Here is a 17,396-nt window from a genome sequence, read left to right on the forward strand (position 1 = left end):
TTCGCGTCCTCTGCGTCCTCCGCGTTCGGCGGTCCGATCCCGCTCCCGCCCTCAGGTAGTCGTTTCGTCCAGAGCACCGTCCGTGAGGTGCGTCGTATCGCTCCACCCCACGAGGCTGAACCCCTCGCTCGTCCACAGCATGCGGTTGATGGCCGCGTTGCCGAGCAGCCAGGTGCGCGGCGCCTGCAGTTCCTGGCGGGTCGCTGCGCGGTAGAGCACGTCCATCACGCCGCCGTGTGCGACCAGCACCACCAGTTCGCCCGGATGGCGCGCCGCCAGTTCGGCGGCCACGCCGGTCACGCGGTCACGGAAGGTGAGCAGGCTCTCGCCGCCCTCGGGTTCGAATTCGGGATCGCGCTCGCGCCAGAGCTTTGCTTCCACGGGCAGCGTGGCTTCGATCTCGGCGAAGCTCATGCCCTCGAACTTGCCGAAGGCGCGCTCGCGCAGCCGCGGCTCGGGCTGCACGGCCAGGCCATGAGGCTCGGCGATGGCCTGGGCGGTCTGCCAGGCGCGTGAGAGGTCGCTGGCATAGACGACGCCGATGGGCTCGTCGGCCAGCGCCGCGCCCGCGCGCCGTGCCTGCCACACGCCGGTGGCGTTGAGCCCGATGTCGAGCTGGCCCTGGATACGGGTGTCGACGTTCCAGGCGGTCTCGCCATGGCGAACTGCGATCAGGCGGGTGGGTTCTTCCATCCGGGGAATTCTAGAAGGCGCTACTTTTTGGCCTGCTGCCCGGTCTGCAGCTCGATGTTGACCCGGCGCTCGCCCTGCGGCGGATTCGGGAAGCCCTGAAGCGCCGCCTGGAACATCACCGGCAGGATCGCCGCGCTCGACGTGTAGGGGCCATCGTTGCGGGCACGGGTCTCGTAGACCACGCGGTTGGTGGCCGCCTCGCGCAGCACGATGCTCACCTCGCGCTCGTACCAGGGGTTGGCCGGCGGCGCGAACACCGGGCCGCCATACCAGCCGCCGCCGTACCAGCGACGGCCGTAGTAGCCATAGCCGCCGTAACCGTAGCCCCAGGGGCCGTTGTAGAGCCACGGGTCGGCCCAGGGCGAGAGTCCGGCCGTCACCCGCGCGCCGATTTGCGCGGTGTACCGGGCCTTGGCGTCGTCGCGGCGCAGGCCGACCTGGTCGAGCGCCGCGCCGGCCATGGCTTCGAGCGATTCCTGCCGCGCGCCGTCGGCCTGCTGCGAGGGCAGGCGGTCGAAGCGGTAGGTGGCGCCGGGCGCCACGGCGCCGATGGAGGAGAAGCTCTTCACGTCGCTGTCGACCACCCAGGAGGTGGCGCAGCCCGTCAGGCTGGCGGCGAGAAGAAGAGCCGGGATCGCGGATTTCATGAGGGTCTCCGGGCACTGGTGCCCCAAATTCCCCTGGGTTGCCCGTTCAGCCCTGGACGATGCGCAGGGCGGCAGGTGCCTGGGAGAGCAGATCGAAGGAAGGCGGATCGAAGGCCTTGTCGCCCTCGTCGTCCGCCACGCCGGTCGCCTTCAGACCCTTGAAGTCGTGCCGCGTTCCGTCGAGCAGGTGCGAAGGCACCACGTTCTGCAGCGCGGTGAACATGTTCTCCACGCGGCCGGGATACTTCCTGTCCCACTCGCGCAGCATTTCTCCCACCTGCTTGCGCTGCAGGTTCTCCTGGCTGCCGCACAGCGTGCACGGAATGATCGGGAACTCGCGGTGCTGGGCCCAGCGGATGGTGTCCTTCTCGGACACATAGGCCAGCGGGCGGATCACGACATGTTTGCCGTCGTCGCTCACCAGCTTCGGCGGCATGCTCTTCAACTTGCCGGCGAAGAACATGTTGAGGAAGAAGGTCTGCAGCATGTCGTCGCGGTGGTGGCCCAGCGCGACCTTGGTGGCGCCCAGCTCGTCGGCCACGCGGTAAAGAATGCCCCGGCGCAGCCGGCTGCACAGGCCGCAGGTGGTCTTGCCCTCGGGAATCACGCGCTTGACGATGCTGTAGGTGTCCTGGTTCTCGATGTGGAAGTCCACGCCCAGCTCGCTCAGGTACTTGGGCAACACCTCCTCGGGAAAGCCGGGCTGCTTCTGGTCGAGGTTGACCGCGACGATGTCGAAGTGGATGGGCGCGCGCGCCTTCAGCTTGAGCAGGATGTCGAGCAGCGCGTAGCTGTCCTTGCCCCCCGAGACGCACACCATGACCTTGTCGCCCTCCTCGATCATGTTGTAGTCGACGATCGCCTGCCCGACCTGGCGGCACAGGCGCTTCTCGAGCTTGTGCGTCTCGCGCTCGATCTTCATGGAGTTGGCGGGAGAGGGAGCGGTGGCGTCGGCGGTGGCGGGCGCCTCGTCGATCCAGACGGCGTTCATGGGCAGGCTGCTTCGGGGAGTCGGGGTAAGGGGGTGATTGTCCCCGATCCCCATTTCACCCGCCATCCGGCCCGTTTCCGGCCTTCCCGGCTTTTCCGGTTCCAGGCAGCGGCGACTCCGGAAAGGCCTGCCGCATCGCCTCCACGAAGAGCCGCAGCCTCGCCGGATAGAAGCGCGCGTACGGGTACACGATGTAGACCGGCGCCGGCGTCCCGAGCCATTGCGGAGCCAGCTGCACCAGCCGGCCCGCCTCCAGTTCCTCGGTCAGCATCCAGGCCGACGACACCCCGACGCCCACGCCCAGCACGGCCGCGCTGCGCAGGGCGTAGAGGCTGTCGGTGATCATGCGCGGGCGTATGGGCACGCGGTACACCTCGCCCGTGCCTTCGTGCGTGAACACGACTTCGGTCCGGTAGAAATTGCGCGCCGCCAGCCAGGGCAGGGCCTCGAGCTCGGCGGGGTGCGCCGGCACCGGCGTGCCGGCCCCGAAGAGCGACGGCGCCCCGACCGCGATGCGCGGCACGTCGAAGAGGCGGATCGCCACGGCGTTGGGGTCCGTCACCTCGCCGACGCGGATCGCGCAGTCCACGCCCTCGGCGATGAAGTCGGGCGTTTCGTCATGCGGGCTGTCGTGCAGCAGCCATTCGACCGTCACCTGCGGATGGCGCTGCAGATATGTGGCCAGCGGCCCGACCAGCAGCTGCTGCCCGAAGGCATGCGGCGCCACCACGCGCAGCCGGCCCTCGGGCTGGTCGCCGACGCCCCGCAGCTCGGCCTCGAAGGCGCCCCAGCTCAGGATCAGTTCCTTGGCGCGGTCGAAGCAGCGCTCGCCGTCCTCGGTGAGCTTCATCGCGTGGGTGGAGCGCTGCAGCAGCCGCACGCCCAGCGAGCGTTCGAGGGCCTGCAGGCGGCGGCTCACTGTGGGCTGGGTGGTGCCCATCTGGGCCGCGGCGGCCGATAAGCTGCCGGCCTCGACGATGCGAACGAAGGTCTGCATCAGCTCGATGCGGTCGGCCGAAGGCTGCGGAAGGGGCGTTGCCATGCGTCAAGCGTATATCAATTGTTCAACGCCCGGGGCTACCTTCAGAGGGAATTGGCTCGCAAACTCCGGCCGTTGCTTCTCGAATCCAAGGGTTTACACCATGTCTCCTATTCAGAAAACGCATGAAAAGCTGCCAGGCTCGCTGATCCTGCTGCTGGCAGCCAGCGCCGGCTTCGGCGTCGCGGCGCTCTACTACAGCCAGCCCATGCTGGGCATACTCGGCCCCGACATCGGCGCCTCGGCCCGCTCCGTGGGCTTCGTGCCCACGCTCACGCAGCTGGGCTATGCGCTGGGCATCCTGCTGCTTGCGCCCCTGGGCGACCGCTTCGACCGGCGCCGCATCATCCTCGCCAAGGCTTCGGTGCTGGTGCTCGCGCTGCTGGGCGCGGCGTTCTCGCCCTCGGTCGCGCCGCTGCTGGTGGCGAGTCTGGTCGTCGGCCTGGCGGCAACGCTGGCGCAGGACGTTGTGCCGGCCGCCGCCACGCTGGCGCCCGAGGCGCATCGCGGCCGGATCGTCGGCACGGTGATGACCGGGCTGCTGCTGGGCATCCTGCTGTCGCGCGTGCTCGCCGGCTTCGTGGCCGAGCACTTCGGCTGGCGCGCGATGTTCGTCGTGGCGGCCGTGAGCATCGCGCTCATCGGCGCCGCCGCCGCACGCGGGCTGCCGCGCCTGCGCCCGACCACTCACCTGGGCTACGGCGCGCTGCTGGGTTCGCTGGCTGGCCTTTGGAAGCGCCATGGCGCGCTGCGTCGCGCGACCTTCGCGCAGGCCCTGCTGTCGGTGGGCTTCAGCGCCTTCTGGTCGACGCTGGCCGTGATGCTGCATGGCGCGCCGTTCCACCTGGGCAGCGCGGCCGCCGGTGCCTTCGGCCTGGCCGGTGCTGCGGGTGCGCTGGCCGCGCCGATCGCGGGGCGCCTTGCCGACCGCCGCGGGCCCGAGCTGGTGATCCGCATGGGCGCCGCGCTGGTCGCCGTGTCGTTCGCCGCGATGCTGTTCGCACCGCTGCTGGCGACGCCCGCTGCCCGGTTGGGGCTGATCGTGGTCGCCGCCATCGGCTTCGACTTCGGGCTGCAGGCCGCGCTGATCGCGCACCAGACTGTGGTCTACGGCATCGACCCCGGCGCACGCAGCCGGCTCAATGCGGTGTTCTTCACGGGTGTGTTCGTCGGCATGGCCACGGGCTCCGCGCTGGGTGCCCTGGTGCTGGCGCAGTGGGGATGGCCGGGCGTGGCGGCGATGGCCTCGGTGTCGGCGCTCGGGGCGCTGGGGGTGCGCATGTGGCCTGTCGCCTCGAAGAAGACAGCCGTTGCCTGCGGCTCGGCCGCCTGAAAGAAATGCAGGACGTCCGGCTAGCTCACCACTCGCCGGCTTCCATGCGGATCGCCACCTCGCAGTCGTCGAAGATCTCCAGCTTGGCGATCTTCACGCGCACGCCCAGCACGCCGGGCAGCTGCAGCAGCCGTTGCGCCAGCTTGCCGATCAGGCTCTCCAGCAGGTTGACGTGCTCGGCGGTGCACTCGTCGATGATGATGCGGCGCACCTTGCGGTAGTCGAGCACGTGGAAGATGTCGTCGTCCTGCGGCAGCAGCGGCTGGGGGCCGAGATTGAGTTCGGCGTCGACCAGGATCGGCTGGGGCGCCGTTTTTTCCTGCTCGAGGATGCCCAGGTTGGCGTCGAAGCGCAGGCCCTGGAGGGTGAGTGTCTGGCGGCCGTGCGAGGGAGTGGACATGGTGGATGGGCTCACATGAGCGAGAAATCGCGCTCGAATTTCATCAGGTGCTGGCCACCGTCCACCAGCAGCGTGGTGCCGGTGATCGAGCGGTTCTCCAGCGCGAATTTCACCGTGGCGGCAACGTCCTCGGGCGTGGACGAGCGGCCCAGCGGCGACAGCTTGTGCAGCTGGGCGAACTTGTCGTCGTCCAGCATGTGGCTCGCCAGCGTGAGGCCGGGCGCCACGCCCACCACGCGCACGCGCGGCGCCAGGGCCAGCGCCAGCATCGGCGTCGCGGCCTCGAGCGCAGCCTTGGACAGCGTGTAGCTCAGGAAGTCGGGGTTCGGGTTCCAGAGCTTCTGGTCGAGCAGGTGGACGACGGCGCCGTGGGCGTCGCGCGCGGCCAGGTGCTCGTGCAGCGCATTCGCCAGCAGGATGGCCGCGCCGGTGTTGCTGCGCGCATGGCGCTCCATGAGCGCGTAGCCGAAGATGGCGGCCTCGTCGTGCTCGAAGAGGGCCGCGCTGTGCACGACGGCATCGACGCTGCGAAAGCGCGCCACCACGCGGGGCAGCAGCGCGCGCGTGGCCTGCTCGTCGTCGAGGTCGGCCGAGAACAGGGCCGAGTCGCCCGAGAGAGCGGCGCAGTCGGCGACGGTCTGCTCGGCCTCTGCGCGCGAGTTCCGGTAGTGCACCGCCACCTGCCAGCCGCCCGCGGCCAGTGCGAGCGCGATCTCGCGGCCGAGCCGGCGGCCCGCGCCCGTGACGAGGACCGTGCGGGGGGAGTTGGATGCGGGGGAGGCGGGGCTCATGCGGGGAGAGGGAGAATGGCGCTGTGACGACAAAGACGACCCCCAGCAGTTTACCTACCGCCCTCGACCACCTCATCGCGCGCTCCGTCGAGCGCGCGGGCGGGTGGATAGGCTTCGACCGCTTCATGGCCCTCGCGCTGTACGCGCCCGGCCTCGGCTACTACGCCAACACACTGGCCAAGTTCGGGCACATGCCTTCTTCGGGTAGCGACTTCGTGACTGCGCCCGAGCTCACGCCCATGTTCGGCCAGACGTTGGCGGCACAAGTCGCCGAGGCGCTGGAGAAGACCGGGACCGATACGGTCTGGGAATTCGGTGCGGGCTCCGGTGCGCTGGCCGTGCAGCTGCTGCATGCGCTCGATGGCATGGGTCGGGGCGACGTGCGCTATCGCATCGTCGACCTGTCGGGGACCTTGAGGGAGCGGCAGCAGCAGGCGCTGGCGGGGCATGCGGGGCGTGTGGAGTGGCTCAACGAACTGCCTGAATCGATGCAGGGGGTTGTCGTTGGCAATGAGGTGCTCGATGCGATGCCGGTGCAGTTGCTGGCGCGTGCCGGCGGGCAATGGTTCGAGCGGGGCGTTGTGCGGAACGCTTCGGACGATGGATGGGCGTGGGCCGATCGTGCGACTGAACTGCGGCCGCCGGTGGAGGTGCCTGGAGAGCATGACTACCTCACGGAGATTCATCCGCAGGCCAAGGCGTTTGTTGCGACGCTGGCGGATCGGTTGAAGAAGGGGGCGGCTTTTCTTATCGACTATGGGTTTCCCGAGGCGGAGTACTACCACCCGCAGAGGCATATGGGGACTGTGATGTGTCATCGGGGGCACAAGGCCGATGGGGATCCGCTGTCTGATGTTGGCTACAAGGACATCACTGCACACGTCGACTTCACTGGGGTTGCTCTTGCTGGACAGGATGCTGGGCTTGCTGTGCTTGGCTATACGAGTCAGGCGCGGTTTCTTTTGAATTGCGGGTTGCTTGGGGTGATGGAGCAAGGGACTGTTGCTGAGCGGGGGATGGCGGCTCGGCTCATCCATGAGCATGAGATGGGGGAGTTGTTCAAGGTTGTGGGGTTTGCTGTTGGGGAAGCTTGGGATGCGATGGGGTTCAGGGAGGGGGATCGCAGTCATACGCTTTGAGTGACTGCGTTTGCTTTGCTTCCCGAGGCCGGGACTCGCCCCGGCGGGCGACCTACTTTTCTTTGCTTCGCCAAAGAAAAGTAGGCAAAAGAAAGGCGACCCCACTGTCTGCGACCCCTTCGCTGCGCTACGGGGCAACCTGCGGTGCTCGCGTTTCGCGGGGTCTCGCAGAACTCGCTTCGCTCAAACAGCTGCGAGCCCTGATCCGCGAAACGCTGCGCTCCTCGGCGCAGCCAGAGGGGAGGGGAGATGCCCGGGCCATCGCGTTGCTCGGCCCCCAAGGCACGGCAGGGGCTTCGCGCCTGCCGTGCCTGGAATGAATCCCTGTGGTTGTTGAATCCACTGAATCGAATCTGTGGCCAAGCGAAGCGAAGGGACGCAGACAGTAGGGTCGCCTTTTCTTTGCTTACTTTCTTTTGGCGAAGCAAAAGAAAGTGAGTCGGCCGCCGGGCCGAGACCCGGCCCCGGGAAGCAATCCCTCACCACGCCAAAAAACAAAGTCATAAGCTAGCAACAAAGAGTTCGTTGCCGATCCAAACCCCGCCCCCTACATTCCCGGCATGACTGCCGCCCCTGCCAGCGAGGTAAGCCCCCCTTCGCAGCACTTCGAAGTGCGCCCTTTCGATGCCCCGGTCGGCGCCGAGGTAGTAGGCCTCGACATCTCGAAGCCCATCAACACCGAAGACTTCACCCGCCTCCACAAGGCCCATCTCGACCACCACGTCCTGGTCTTCCGCAACCAGCAGATCACCCCGCAAGAGCACATCGATTTCAGCCGCCGCTTCGGCCCGCTCGAAATCCACGTCCTCCACCAGTTCCAGCTCAAGAACCACCCCGAGATCCTCATCGTCTCCAACATCAAGGAGAACGGCGAGCCCATCGGCCTCGGCGACGCGGGCGTCTATTGGCACTCCGACATCTCGTACAAGCCCAAGCCCAGCCTCGGCTCGCTGCTGCACGCCCAGGAACTGCCGAGCGAAGGCGGCGATACGCTCTTCGCCGACCAGCATCTCGCATGGGAGTCTCTGAGCTCCGAGCTCCAGCAGCGCATCCTGCCGCTGAAGGCCGAGCACAGCTACCTCGCCAAGTACGAGGAGCTGCGCGCGAAGAACCCATGGCGGCCGAAGCTCTCGCAGGCGCAGATCGACCAGGTCGCGCCCGCGGTGCAGCCGGTGGTTCGTACTCACCCGGAGACGGGCCGCAAGGCGCTCTTCGTCAGCGAGCACTTCACGACGCGCATCGTCGGGCTGCCCCAGGAAGAGAGCGACGCGCTGCTGGCCGAGCTGTTCGTGCACAGCGTGAAGCCCGAGTTCGTGTATCGCCACCAGTGGGCGCCGCATGACCTGGTGTTCTGGGACAACCGCTCGCTGATGCACCTGGCAGCGGGCACGCCCGACCACCTGCGCCGGCGACTGAACCGCACCACGATCGTCGGCGACACGCCTTTCTGATTTTTCTTTCCTAGCCACCGCTTCCAATGAACCGTTTCACCCGCAAAGCCGCGGCGCTCGTCGCCGGCCTCGGCCTTCTCGCCGGCAGCCTTGCCGCGCATGCGGAAGGCCAGATCCGCATCGCCGAGCAGTTCGGCATCGTCTACCTGCTGCTCAACGTGGCGCAGGAGCAGAAGCTCATCGAGAAACATGCGAAGGCCGCGGGCATCGACGCCAAGGTCGAGTGGGTCAAGCTCTCGGGCGGCTCGGCGGTGAACGACGCGCTGCTGTCGGGCAACATCGAGATCGCGGGCGCCGGCGTGGGGCCGCTGCTCACGCTGTGGGACCGCACCAAGGGCAAGCAGAATGTGAAGGGCGTGGCCTCGCTGGGCAACTTCCCGTACTACCTGGTGAGCAACAACCCGAACGTGAAGTCGATTGCCGACTTCACCGACAAGGACCGCATTGCACTGCCCGCGGTGGGCGTCTCGGTGCAGTCGCGCGTGCTGCAGTTCGCCTCGGCCAAGCTCTGGGGCGACAAGGAGTTCAACAGGCTCGACAGGATCAGCGTGGCGGTGCCGCATCCCGATGCGGCGGCGGCGATCATCAAGGGCGGCACGGAGATCACGGCGCACTTCGGCAATCCGCCGTTCCAGGAGCAGGAGCTCGCGGGCAACCCGAATGCGCGCATCGTGCTCAACTCGTACCAGGTGCTGGGCGGGCCATCGTCGGCGACGGTGTTGTACGCGACGGAGAAGTTCCGCAGCGAGAACCCGAAGACGTACAAGGCCTTCGTCGACGCGCTCGACGAGGCGGCGAAGTTCGTCACGGCAAATCCTGAAAAGGCCGCCGACATCTACCTGAAGGTGAGCAACGCGAAGCTCGACCGCGAACTGCTGCTGAAGATCATCAGGAACCCCGAGGTGCAGTTCAAGACCACGCCGCAGAACACCTATCCGCTGGCGGAGTTCATGCACCGTGTGGGCGCGATCAGGAACAAGCCGGCTTCGGTGAAGGATTACTTCTTCGACGACGCGCAGAACGTGTCGGGGAATTGAGTGAATACAGCGGCTGTTCTGGACTCGCGGGTTGACTCCCTCTCCCATCGGGAGAGGGCGGGGGTGAGGGGGGAGCCTCCGGCATCGCCGCCCACCCTCACCCCGACCCTCTCCCGCGAGCGGGAGAGGGAGCAAGACAGCGCGCCGCTGCTGCAGGTCGAGAACGTGAGCCTCGAATACCGCACCCCCGAGCGCGTCGTGCGCGCCACCCATCGAGTGAGCTTCGACGTCCATGCCGCCGACCGCTTCGTGCTGCTCGGCCCCTCGGGCTGCGGCAAGTCCACGCTGCTGAAGGCGGTGGCCGGGTTCATTCCGCCGGTCGAGGGCGAGATCCGCCTCGACGGAAGGCGCGTGGCGCAACCAGGCCCCGACCGCATCGTCGTGTTCCAGGAGTTCGACCAGCTGCCGCCGTGGAAGACGGTGAAGCAGAACGTGATGTTCCCGCTGCTGGCCTCGCGCACGCTCGGCAGGAAGGAGGCGGCCGAACGCGCGCTGCACTACCTCGACAAGGTCGGCCTCTCGAAGTTCGCCGATGTGCATCCGCACCAGCTCTCGGGCGGCATGAAGCAGCGCGTGGCGATCGCCCGCGCGCTGGCGATGCAGCCGCGCGTGCTGCTGATGGACGAGCCTTTCGCTGCGCTCGACGCACTCACCCGCCGCAGGATGCAGCAGGAGCTGCTCGAGCTGTGGGAGGAGGTGCGCTTCACGCTGCTGTTCGTCACCCACTCGATCGAGGAGGCGCTGGTGGTGGGCAATCGCATCGCGCTGCTGTCGCCGCATCCGGGGCGCATGCGCGCCGAGATCAACAGCCACGCCTTCACGCTCGACAGCCTGGGCGGCGCCGAATTCCAGGGCACGGCGCAGCGCATCCACGACATGCTGTTCGAAGAGGAGGCTGCCGTATGAGCGCCGTCGTCCCGCCGGTCCGCCCCGAGTACGAGCGCACGCTGGAGCCCTTCACCGATGTGCCGGTGGAGCGTTCGCTGCCGCTGGGTGAGCGCATCTGGTCGCAGGCCTGGCTGCGCAAGGGGCTGATCCTCGCCGTCATTGCCGTGCTGTGGGAGCTGGCGGCGCGGTGGCAGAACAACGACCTGCTGCTGCCCACCTTCACTGCCACTGCGGCGGCGCTGCTCGACGGTCTTGTGAGCGGCGAGCTGATCGAGAAGGTGCGCATCTCGCTGGCCGTGCTGCTGCAGGGCTACGTCGCCGGCGTGCTGCTGGCCTTCGCGCTCACCACGCTCGCGGTGTCGACGCGCCTCGGCCGCGACCTGCTGGACACGCTCACCTCCATGTTCAACCCGCTGCCCGCCATCGCGCTGCTGCCACTGGCGCTGCTGTGGTTCGGGCTGGGGCGCGGCAGCCTGGTGTTCGTGCTGATCCATTCGGTGCTGTGGCCGCTGGCGCTCAACACCTACGCGGGCTTCCAGGGCGTGCCCGACACGCTGCGCATGGCCGGGCGCAACTACGGTCTCAGGGGGCTGCGCTACGTGCTGCAGATCCTGGTGCCGGCGGCGCTGCCGTCGATCCTGTCGGGGCTGAAGATCGGCTGGGCCTTCGCCTGGCGCACGCTGATCGCGGCGGAGTTGGTGTTTGGGGCTTCTTCGGGCAAGGGCGGGCTGGGGTGGTACATCTTCCAGAACCGCAACGAGCTCTATACCGACCGCGTGTTCGCGGGGCTCGCGCTGGTGGTGCTGATCGGCCTGCTGGTCGAGAGCCTGGGCTTCAGGACGCTGGAGCGGCTGACGGTGCGCCGCTGGGGGCAGCAGCGCTAGGGTGCCCGGCTAGCCGCCGGGCTTCTTCGCGCCTGTCGCCTGCCGCAGCGCGCGCAGTTCGCTGTTGAGGAACTCGTTGGCGTCGCGCACCGTGCCGTTGGTGAGCTTCACCCTGTAGGCCTGTCCGGTCATCTCCGAGCGCGAGGCGCAGCGCTCGATGAAGTCTTCGGCCGTGACCAGCTCCTTTTTGAAGTAGTCGTACTTCGCCTGCATGTGCTTGGCGGCGTCGGAGGCGTTGTACTCGCTGCCGTTGCGCAGGAAGATCATCGAGCTCATCTTCGAGACCCGCTGTATCAGCGTGTCGATCAGCTTGTCTTCGGTGTCGGAGGGTGTGGCGTGGGCCAGAAAGGCCGAGGCGCCGAGCACGAGGGCGAGCAGGGCCGGGCGCAGGTGGGTGAAAGAAGCCATTTGTCGTAGTTCGTGGCAATTTCCGGGCCATGCTAGGGCTGGCGGGCCCGCTGTGTCAAACAGGGGCCGGCTCGGGTCTAATTGCAGGTTTTGGCAAGCGTTTCCAACTCTTTCATGAGCTCCTCCTCTTCCGACCTCTCGCCGATCGCCGAAGCGCTGGCCGATGCCGCCGCCGCCAAGTCGATGCACTACTTCCGCACGCCGCTGGACATCATCACCAAGGCGGACGAAAGCCCCGTCACGCTGGCCGACCGCGCCGCCGAGACGGCCATGCGCGAGATCCTCGCCGCGCGCGCCCCGGCGGACGGCATCTACGGCGAAGAGCACGGCCCCGAGCGGCTCGATGCCGGGCGCATCTGGGTGCTCGACCCCATCGACGGCACGCGCAGCTTCATCACCGGCTCGCCGCTGTGGGGCACGCTGATCGGCGTGCTGCAGGGCGGGCGCGTGGCGCTGGGCATGATCGACATGCCGGTGCTCAAGGAGCGCTGGATCGGCGTGGCGGGCCAGGGCGCGACGCGCGACGGCCAGCCGGTGCGCGTGAGCGGCTGCACCGAAGTGGCCAAGGCGCGCATCGTCACCACCTCGCCCGACATCTTCGCGCCGGCCGACTGGAGCGCCTTCGATCGCCTGAGCCGCCAGTGCGCCATGCGCCGCTTCGGTGGCGACTGCTACGGCTACGCCCAGCTGGCGGGCGGCACCATCGACCTCGTGGTCGAGACCGGCCTGCAGCCCTACGACTACCTCGGACCGGCCGGGCTGATCGAGGCGGCCGGCGGCGTCATCACCGACTGGCAGGGCCAGCCGCTCGGGCTGAAGTCCGACGGCCGGGTGATCGCGGCGGCCACGCCCGAACTCCACCGGCAAGCGATGGCCATTCTCTCGGCCTAGACTGTTGCCCATGCTTCGCTGGCTGATCGTCGTCGTCCTCGCGCTGGTGCTCATGAGCGGCCTGACCGCCTGGCTGCGCCGCTTCGGCTTCGGACGGCTGCCGGGCGACTTCGAGTTCCGCGCCTTCGGCCGCGAGTGGCAGCTGCCCATCGCCAGCACCATCGTGCTCAGCATGATCGCGGCGCTGGTGGCGCGCTTTCTGTAGACAGAGCACAGAACCAGACAAGGAAAAGACGAACCGCAATGAGAGCCTGCGTAGACATCGGCGGCACCAAGGTAGCCGTGAGCCTTTCCGCCTCGAGCGACGCGCCGCTGATCGGCCGCCGCAGCGAGCCTACGGCCAAGACCGGCGACAACGACGCGGTGGCGGTGCAGATCATGCGGATGATCGACGAGGTCTGCGCGCAGCAGGGTGTCGATCCGGCTTCCATCGACCGGGTGGGCGTGTCGTCGGCCGGGCCCTTCGAGCTGCATGATGGCAAGGTCGAGCTGGCCACGCCCAACATCTGCGGCGGCATTGCCGGCCCGGCGCGCGGCCTGCCCAACAACTGGATGACCGCGCTGATCGAGGCACCGCTGGCCAAGCGCTTTCCCCGCGTGCGGGTCGAGAACGACGCGGTGGCCGCGCTGGAAGCCGAGCGCCACTGGGGCGCGCTCAAGGGGATGGACAACTGTGCCTACGTCACCTGGAGCACCGGGGTCGGCGTCGGCCTTTGCGTGGATGGCCGCGCGCTGCGCGGCAAGAACGGCAATGCCGGCCACGCGGGCCACAGCTTCGTGGTGGACGATGCCAGCGGCGCGCTGTGCGGCTGCGGCAACGTGGGCGACGTCGAGGGGCTGATCGCCGGCAACTCGATCGCGCGGCGCTTCGGCCAGTCGGCGGCCGATCTCTTCAACTCGGCGGCGGCCGGCGAGCGGCATTCGCTGGAAATCGTCGACGCGCTGTGCCGCGTGATGGGCCGCATGCTCTACAACCTGATCGCCACGCTCGACCTGCAGGGCATCAGCCTGGGTGGCAGCGTGTTCTGGCACCACCGCGACTTCCTCTTGCCGAGGCTGCAGGCGCACATCGACGGCAAGCTGCCGCCGCTCACGCATGGCGTGCGCCTCATGTCCGCCGGCCTGGGCGACAAGGTCGGCGACTACGCGGCGCTCGCGCTGCTCGACTGACCCGGGCACCCGGCGAACCATGACCCCCTTGCCTCGCCGCCGCTCGTTCGCCTACCTGCTGTGGCTGGTGGGCGGCTTCATCGGCGCGCACCGCTTCTATCTGGGCAGCTACCTGGGCGGGGCGGGGCAGTTGGCGTTTCTGGTGTACGGAATCGCCGGCCTGCCGGGCGGCCGCTTCTGCCTGATGGTGCTGCTGCCGTGGATGCTGTTCGACCTGTGGTGGATCCATCGGCGCATGAGTCAGCTGCAGGCGCAGCGCCCGGCCGAGGAGGAAGAAGAAACCCCGCCCGCCGCCGCGCGCCACGCTTCCCGTCGCCCCGCGCCGAGGGACCCCGCCAAGGATTACGACCTTGCTGCCCTCGCCGAAGCCAACAAGCTGCAGGAGCGCTTCGTGGCCGCCGCCGAGGCCGGCGACTGGACGCAGGCCGTCGCCATCGGCGAGCAGATCGTCGCCGCCACGCGCCGCGTGTTCAAGGGCCCGCACCAGAACCTCGCCATGACCCTGTGCATGCTCGGCCAGGCCTGCTACCAGATCGACGCCTTCGACAAGGCGCGCGCCAGCCTCGAGGAAAGCCTGTCCATCGGCCGCAAGCTCGGCATGCCCGCGGAGGACATGGACGTCGCCCGCAAGGCGCTGGACCTGACGCTGGTCGGCATCGAGCAGCGCAAGGCGCGCGGCGCGACCACCGACGAGCAGGGCGCACTGCTGAACCTGTTGGACGACCGCGAGGCCCGCTACCGCGACGCGCTCGCGCAGGGCGACCTGAAGAGCGCCGAAAGGCTCTGCGCGGAGGCCATCGCCACCAGCCGCCGCCTGCACGGCGGCGCGCACCGCAGCGTGGTGCTGCATCTGTCCAGCCATGCCGAGCTGTGCCGGCGGCTGCGCTGGAACGAGAAGGCCCAGGCCTCGGCCGACGAGGCCCTCGCCGTGGCCGCGCAGCTCGGGCTGGACGACAGCTGGCGGCGCGGTCCGACCAACACGCTGGCGCTGCTGCATGCCGCGGCCGGACGTGCCGACGAGGCCGAGGCGCTCTACAAGAAGACCATCGCCATGGCGGTGGCCGAGGCCGGAGGCGGCTCCAGCGACGGCGTGGTACGCGCCTTCAACAACCTCGCGTTCCTCTATGCCGAGTCGGGCCAGGACGCGAAGGCCGAGCTCTGCTACGCACGCGCCCTGGTGCACCTCGACAAGCTCCCGCCGGGCGAGGGCGACGCCGAGCTGCATTCGGACATGCTCAACAACTTCGCGAGCCTCTTCATGGCGCGCCGCGACTTCGTGCGCGCGCGGGAGCTGTTCGAGCGCTCGCTCGACATCCAGCAGCGCAGCTGCCGCGGCATCTCGTCGTCGGCCGCCAATGCGCACAACGACCTGGGCCTGATCGCGCAGGAAGAGGGCGAGCTGCGCCAGGCGCTTGCGCACTTCAAGCGCACGCTGCTGCTCAACCAGATCTGCGCGCCCGACCATTTCAGGAACATCGACAACGCGCAGCGCAACATCGACAGCGTGAGCATCGCGCTCGCGGCGGTGGCGCGCGCCGCCCGCATGGAGCCCAGCACTTGAGCATCGGCGCCGCCTTCTACGCCCTCGACCGCTACCGGCTGCGCGCGCTGGTGATCGATCCGTCCACCGTCTCCGCCTTCCTGAATTCGCCCGCGGCGAAGGGCGGCCCGCACGACAGCCAGACGGTGGAGCAGGCCTGGGACGTGGTGCGCACGCTGATGCCCGAGGCGGTCGACGGCGAGGAGCTCGACGGCACCGACGGCCTGGGCTGCATCTACCTCACGGCCGCCCACGTGGAGCGCGCGGCGGCACGGCTCGCGCAGTGCGACGTGGCGGCGCTGGTGGGCCGATTCACTGCCGAGCCGGCGAAGTTCGGCGAGCTGTACTGGGCCAAGGCCTGGCAGGAAGGCGCTCAGGACCTCGCGGGCTTCATGGACGGCGTGAAGCGCTTCTTCGCCGAAGCGGCCGCAAGGCGCGACGCCGTCGTGTTCTACATCGTCTGAATCGCGCCGAAGCGCCGGCGGCTAGCGTGGCGGAGGCACTGCCGAGACGATCTCGCCCAGCCGCCGCAGCCCCGCGTCCACCGCCTTCGAAAACGGCCAGCCGCAGTTGATGCGCAGGTAGTTGTCGAAGCGCCCGGAGTTCGAGAACTGCGCGCCTGGCGCCACCAGCATCTGTTCGCGCAGCGCGGCGTCGAACACGTTCACCGACGAGCGCTGCTGCGGCAGCTCCACCCACAGCTGCAGCCCGCCGCGCGGCAGGTTCAGCCGCGTGCCGGCCGGGAAGTAGCGGGCGATGGCGTCGGCCGTCTGGTCGCGCTGCATGTGCAGCCGCTCGCGCAGGCGGCGCAGGTGGCGGTCGTAGCGCCCGCCCGCGATGAACTCGCCGGCGGCGATCTGCGCCAGCGCCTCGTTGTTGCGGGTCTGCGCGTACTTGAGCATCTCCACCTGCGCATGCCAGCGCCCGGCGGTGATCCAGCCCAGCCGCAGCCCCGGCGCCAGCACCTTGTGCAGCGAGGCGCAATAGATCACGTTGCCGGTGCGGTCCCACGACTTCAGCGCCCGCAGCGGCGCGTCGGTCTCCACCAGGTCGCTGTAGGTGTCGTCCTCGACCAGCGCGATGCCGTGGCTCTCGCACAGGTGCGCGAGCCGCTGCTTGTGGCCGTCGGGCATCACGCTGCCGATGGGGTTCTGCAGGTGCGGCACCACCACCACGGCCTTGATGTCGTCGTAGGTGTGGATGGCCAGGTCCAGCGCTTCCAGCGAGATGCCGGTCTGCGGGCTGGTCGGGATCTCCAGCGCGCGCAGGCCCAGGCTCTCGAGCACCTGCAGCAGGCCGTAGAAGGTGGGCGACTCCACCGCCACCGTGTCGCCGGGCTTCGCGACGGCGCGCAGCGCGAGGTTCAGCGCCTCGATGCAGCCGTTGGTGACCAGCACCTCGTCGGGCGCCACCGTCATGCCTATGCGCAGGCTGCGCTGCGCCACGGCCTCGCGGAACTGCTCGTGGCCCTTCTGCGACGAGGCGGTGGTCAGCAGTTCGGGCCGCTGGCGCAGGGCGCGCGTCATCGAGTTGCGCAGTGCCTCCGCGGGATACAGCTCGGGCGCTGCGCGGGCGATCGCGAAGTTGAGCTTCACGCCCGTATGCCGCCCGCGCGCCATGAAGTTGGCCATGCGCGCGCGCATGCTCACGAACTGCGCCGGGTCGGGCGGCACGTCGGCCACCGGTTCTTCCATCGGCGCGATGGCCAGCCGCTGCGGCCGGCGCACGAAATACCCGGAGCGGTCGCGCGCCTCGACCCAACCGTCGCTTTCCATGGCGCGGCAGACCTGCAGCGCGGTGGACAGGCTGATGTCGTGCAGCCGCATCAGGCTGCGCAGCGATGGCAGCTTGTCGCCCTGCTTGAGCGAGCCGGTGTGGATCGCATCCACGTAGTGCGCGGAAAGCTGGCGATAGAGCGGTAGCGAGTCCATGGATCGATGTTCCCCGCATCGGGCATCCGAAAACAGATGCAGTTGCCTGGGAAAACGACCATAACAGATGCGTTTCCAGCCATGCTGTTCCGGTCGCAATAGCCATGGCGTGTGCCTGTTTTCCGGGCAGCAGGATTCCTACGATGAAGCCTCGTCCAACCCA

At 68.4% G+C, this 17,396-nt stretch carries 19 protein-coding genes; 11 read left to right on the forward strand and 8 right to left on the reverse strand.

The genetic code is table 11. The annotated features are described in order from the left end of the window. Positions 1 to 51: 51 nt before the first annotated feature. From ABL843_RS05205 to ABL843_RS05220, 4 genes are read right to left on the reverse strand one after another with little or no spacing between them, the layout of a single operon-like run. Positions 52 to 693 (reverse strand): histidine phosphatase family protein, encoded by a 642-nt coding sequence (locus ABL843_RS05205; RefSeq protein WP_369659566.1) that lies wholly within the window; start codon positions 691 to 693, stop codon positions 52 to 54. A gap of 20 nt (positions 694 to 713) precedes the next feature. Further along, positions 714 to 1,340: a DUF4136 domain-containing protein gene (locus ABL843_RS05210; protein ID WP_369659565.1), complete on the reverse strand. Its 627-nt coding sequence runs from the start codon at positions 1,338 to 1,340 to the stop codon at positions 714 to 716. Between the two features lie 46 nt (positions 1,341 to 1,386). Continuing rightward, positions 1,387 to 2,331 (reverse strand): tRNA 2-thiocytidine(32) synthetase TtcA, encoded by a 945-nt coding sequence (gene ttcA / locus ABL843_RS05215; RefSeq protein ID WP_418119200.1) that lies wholly within the window; start codon positions 2,329 to 2,331, stop codon positions 1,387 to 1,389. A gap of 55 nt (positions 2,332 to 2,386) precedes the next feature. After that, entirely contained in the window at positions 2,387 to 3,373 is a 987-nt protein-coding gene (locus ABL843_RS05220) for a LysR family transcriptional regulator (protein WP_418119201.1), read from the reverse strand. 100 nt (positions 3,374 to 3,473) lie between these two features. On the opposite strand from ABL843_RS05220, the gene ABL843_RS05225 reads away from it, so the two are divergent. Beyond that, the gene (locus ABL843_RS05225) at positions 3,474 to 4,703 is read left to right on the forward strand and encodes an MFS transporter (RefSeq protein WP_418119202.1); all 1,230 of its coding nucleotides are present in this window, start codon (positions 3,474 to 3,476) and stop codon (positions 4,701 to 4,703) included. A gap of 25 nt (positions 4,704 to 4,728) precedes the next feature. On the opposite strand, the gene ABL843_RS05230 is transcribed toward ABL843_RS05225, so the two are convergent. Beyond that, positions 4,729 to 5,103, reverse strand: coding sequence for a dihydroneopterin aldolase (locus ABL843_RS05230; RefSeq protein WP_418119203.1), 375 nt, complete (start codon positions 5,101 to 5,103; stop codon positions 4,729 to 4,731). A gap of 11 nt (positions 5,104 to 5,114) precedes the next feature. Further along, positions 5,115 to 5,894, reverse strand: a complete 780-nt coding sequence (locus tag ABL843_RS05235; RefSeq protein WP_418119204.1) for an SDR family oxidoreductase — start codon at positions 5,892 to 5,894, stop codon at positions 5,115 to 5,117. 23 nt (positions 5,895 to 5,917) lie between these two features. Between ABL843_RS05235 and ABL843_RS05240 the strand changes: the two genes are divergently transcribed. The 5 genes from ABL843_RS05240 (at position 5,918) to ABL843_RS05260 (ending at position 11,293) form a co-directional block, all read left to right on the forward strand. Continuing rightward, positions 5,918 to 7,033 carry a class I SAM-dependent methyltransferase gene (locus ABL843_RS05240; RefSeq protein WP_126021356.1) on the forward strand — a complete coding sequence of 372 codons (1,116 nt, stop codon included), beginning with the start codon at positions 5,918 to 5,920 and terminating at the stop codon, positions 7,031 to 7,033. A 560-nt stretch (positions 7,034 to 7,593) separates the two neighbouring features. Next, positions 7,594 to 8,484: a TauD/TfdA dioxygenase family protein gene (locus tag ABL843_RS05245; protein ID WP_418119205.1), complete on the forward strand. Its 891-nt coding sequence runs from the start codon at positions 7,594 to 7,596 to the stop codon at positions 8,482 to 8,484. Between the two features lie 26 nt (positions 8,485 to 8,510). Then, positions 8,511 to 9,521 (forward strand): ABC transporter substrate-binding protein, encoded by a 1,011-nt coding sequence (locus tag ABL843_RS05250; protein ID WP_369659558.1) that lies wholly within the window; start codon positions 8,511 to 8,513, stop codon positions 9,519 to 9,521. A gap of 147 nt (positions 9,522 to 9,668) precedes the next feature. Further along, on the forward strand, positions 9,669 to 10,427 hold the full coding sequence (locus tag ABL843_RS05255) for an ABC transporter ATP-binding protein (protein ID WP_369662483.1): 759 nt from the start codon (positions 9,669 to 9,671) through the stop codon (positions 10,425 to 10,427). Next, a complete protein-coding gene (locus ABL843_RS05260) occupies positions 10,424 to 11,293 on the forward strand; it encodes an ABC transporter permease (RefSeq protein ID WP_418119206.1) in 870 nt (289 codons plus the stop codon). The genes ABL843_RS05255 and ABL843_RS05260 overlap by 4 nt, the downstream gene beginning before the upstream one ends. 9 nt (positions 11,294 to 11,302) lie before the next feature. Here ABL843_RS05260 and ABL843_RS05265 read toward each other — a convergent pair whose 3' ends face one another. After that, positions 11,303 to 11,701: a DUF5329 family protein gene (locus ABL843_RS05265; RefSeq protein ID WP_184634812.1), complete on the reverse strand. Its 399-nt coding sequence runs from the start codon at positions 11,699 to 11,701 to the stop codon at positions 11,303 to 11,305. A gap of 114 nt (positions 11,702 to 11,815) precedes the next feature. Here ABL843_RS05265 and hisN point away from each other — a divergent pair, with 114 nt between their 5' ends. The 5 genes from hisN to ABL843_RS05290 are packed head-to-tail and all read left to right on the forward strand — an operon-like array spanning position 11,816 to position 15,766. Next, a complete protein-coding gene (hisN, locus tag ABL843_RS05270; RefSeq protein WP_418119207.1) occupies positions 11,816 to 12,592 on the forward strand; it encodes a histidinol-phosphatase in 777 nt (258 codons plus the stop codon). Between the two features lie 10 nt (positions 12,593 to 12,602). Continuing rightward, on the forward strand, positions 12,603 to 12,797 hold the full coding sequence (locus tag ABL843_RS05275; protein ID WP_184634816.1) for a DUF2905 domain-containing protein: 195 nt from the start codon (positions 12,603 to 12,605) through the stop codon (positions 12,795 to 12,797). Between the two features lie 38 nt (positions 12,798 to 12,835). Continuing rightward, entirely contained in the window at positions 12,836 to 13,762 is a 927-nt protein-coding gene (locus tag ABL843_RS05280; RefSeq protein ID WP_418119208.1) for an ROK family protein, read from the forward strand. Positions 13,763 to 13,781: 19 nt separating this feature from the next. Then, a complete protein-coding gene (locus ABL843_RS05285) occupies positions 13,782 to 15,323 on the forward strand; it encodes a tetratricopeptide repeat protein (protein ID WP_418119209.1) in 1,542 nt (513 codons plus the stop codon). Beyond that, the gene (locus tag ABL843_RS05290; RefSeq protein ID WP_184634822.1) at positions 15,320 to 15,766 is read left to right on the forward strand and encodes a DUF1877 family protein; all 447 of its coding nucleotides are present in this window, start codon (positions 15,320 to 15,322) and stop codon (positions 15,764 to 15,766) included. Before ABL843_RS05285 ends, ABL843_RS05290 begins: the two co-directional genes overlap by 4 nt. A 21-nt stretch (positions 15,767 to 15,787) precedes the next feature. Here the strand turns inward: ABL843_RS05290 and ABL843_RS05295 are convergent, their stop codons facing one another. After that, positions 15,788 to 17,233: a PLP-dependent aminotransferase family protein gene (locus ABL843_RS05295; protein ID WP_369659555.1), complete on the reverse strand. Its 1,446-nt coding sequence runs from the start codon at positions 17,231 to 17,233 to the stop codon at positions 15,788 to 15,790. Between the last annotated feature and the right edge of the window lie 163 nt (positions 17,234 to 17,396).

It is taken from the genome of Variovorax sp. 350MFTsu5.1, from assembly GCF_048302515.1.
Classification (GTDB): domain Bacteria; phylum Pseudomonadota; class Gammaproteobacteria; order Burkholderiales; family Burkholderiaceae_C; genus Variovorax; species Variovorax guangxiensis.

Excerpts from the sequence above, each read along its gene's own strand:
- hisN (WP_418119207.1), top strand. The coding sequence starts at position 11,816 with ATGAGCTCCTCCTCTTCCGACCTCTCGCCGATCGCCGAAGCGCTGGCC.
- ABL843_RS05285 (WP_418119209.1), top strand. The coding sequence starts at position 13,782 with ATGACCCCCTTGCCTCGCCGCCGCTCGTTCGCCTACCTGCTGTGGCTG.
- ABL843_RS05230 (WP_418119203.1), bottom strand. The coding sequence starts at position 5,103 with ATGTCCACTCCCTCGCACGGCCGCCAGACACTCACCCTCCAGGGCCTG.
- ABL843_RS05260 (WP_418119206.1), top strand. The coding sequence starts at position 10,424 with ATGAGCGCCGTCGTCCCGCCGGTCCGCCCCGAGTACGAGCGCACGCTG.
- ABL843_RS05210 (WP_369659565.1), bottom strand. The coding sequence starts at position 1,340 with ATGAAATCCGCGATCCCGGCTCTTCTTCTCGCCGCCAGCCTGACGGGC.
- ABL843_RS05235 (WP_418119204.1), bottom strand. The coding sequence starts at position 5,894 with ATGAGCCCCGCCTCCCCCGCATCCAACTCCCCCCGCACGGTCCTCGTC.
- ABL843_RS05295 (WP_369659555.1), bottom strand. The coding sequence starts at position 17,233 with ATGGACTCGCTACCGCTCTATCGCCAGCTTTCCGCGCACTACGTGGAT.
- ttcA (WP_418119200.1), bottom strand. The coding sequence starts at position 2,331 with ATGAACGCCGTCTGGATCGACGAGGCGCCCGCCACCGCCGACGCCACC.
- ABL843_RS05250 (WP_369659558.1), top strand. The coding sequence starts at position 8,511 with ATGAACCGTTTCACCCGCAAAGCCGCGGCGCTCGTCGCCGGCCTCGGC.
- ABL843_RS05220 (WP_418119201.1), bottom strand. The coding sequence starts at position 3,373 with ATGGCAACGCCCCTTCCGCAGCCTTCGGCCGACCGCATCGAGCTGATG.
- ABL843_RS05205 (WP_369659566.1), bottom strand. The coding sequence starts at position 693 with ATGGAAGAACCCACCCGCCTGATCGCAGTTCGCCATGGCGAGACCGCC.
- ABL843_RS05245 (WP_418119205.1), top strand. The coding sequence starts at position 7,594 with ATGACTGCCGCCCCTGCCAGCGAGGTAAGCCCCCCTTCGCAGCACTTC.
- ABL843_RS05280 (WP_418119208.1), top strand. The coding sequence starts at position 12,836 with ATGAGAGCCTGCGTAGACATCGGCGGCACCAAGGTAGCCGTGAGCCTT.
- ABL843_RS05265 (WP_184634812.1), bottom strand. The coding sequence starts at position 11,701 with ATGGCTTCTTTCACCCACCTGCGCCCGGCCCTGCTCGCCCTCGTGCTC.
- ABL843_RS05275 (WP_184634816.1), top strand. The coding sequence starts at position 12,603 with ATGCTTCGCTGGCTGATCGTCGTCGTCCTCGCGCTGGTGCTCATGAGC.
- ABL843_RS05225 (WP_418119202.1), top strand. The coding sequence starts at position 3,474 with ATGTCTCCTATTCAGAAAACGCATGAAAAGCTGCCAGGCTCGCTGATC.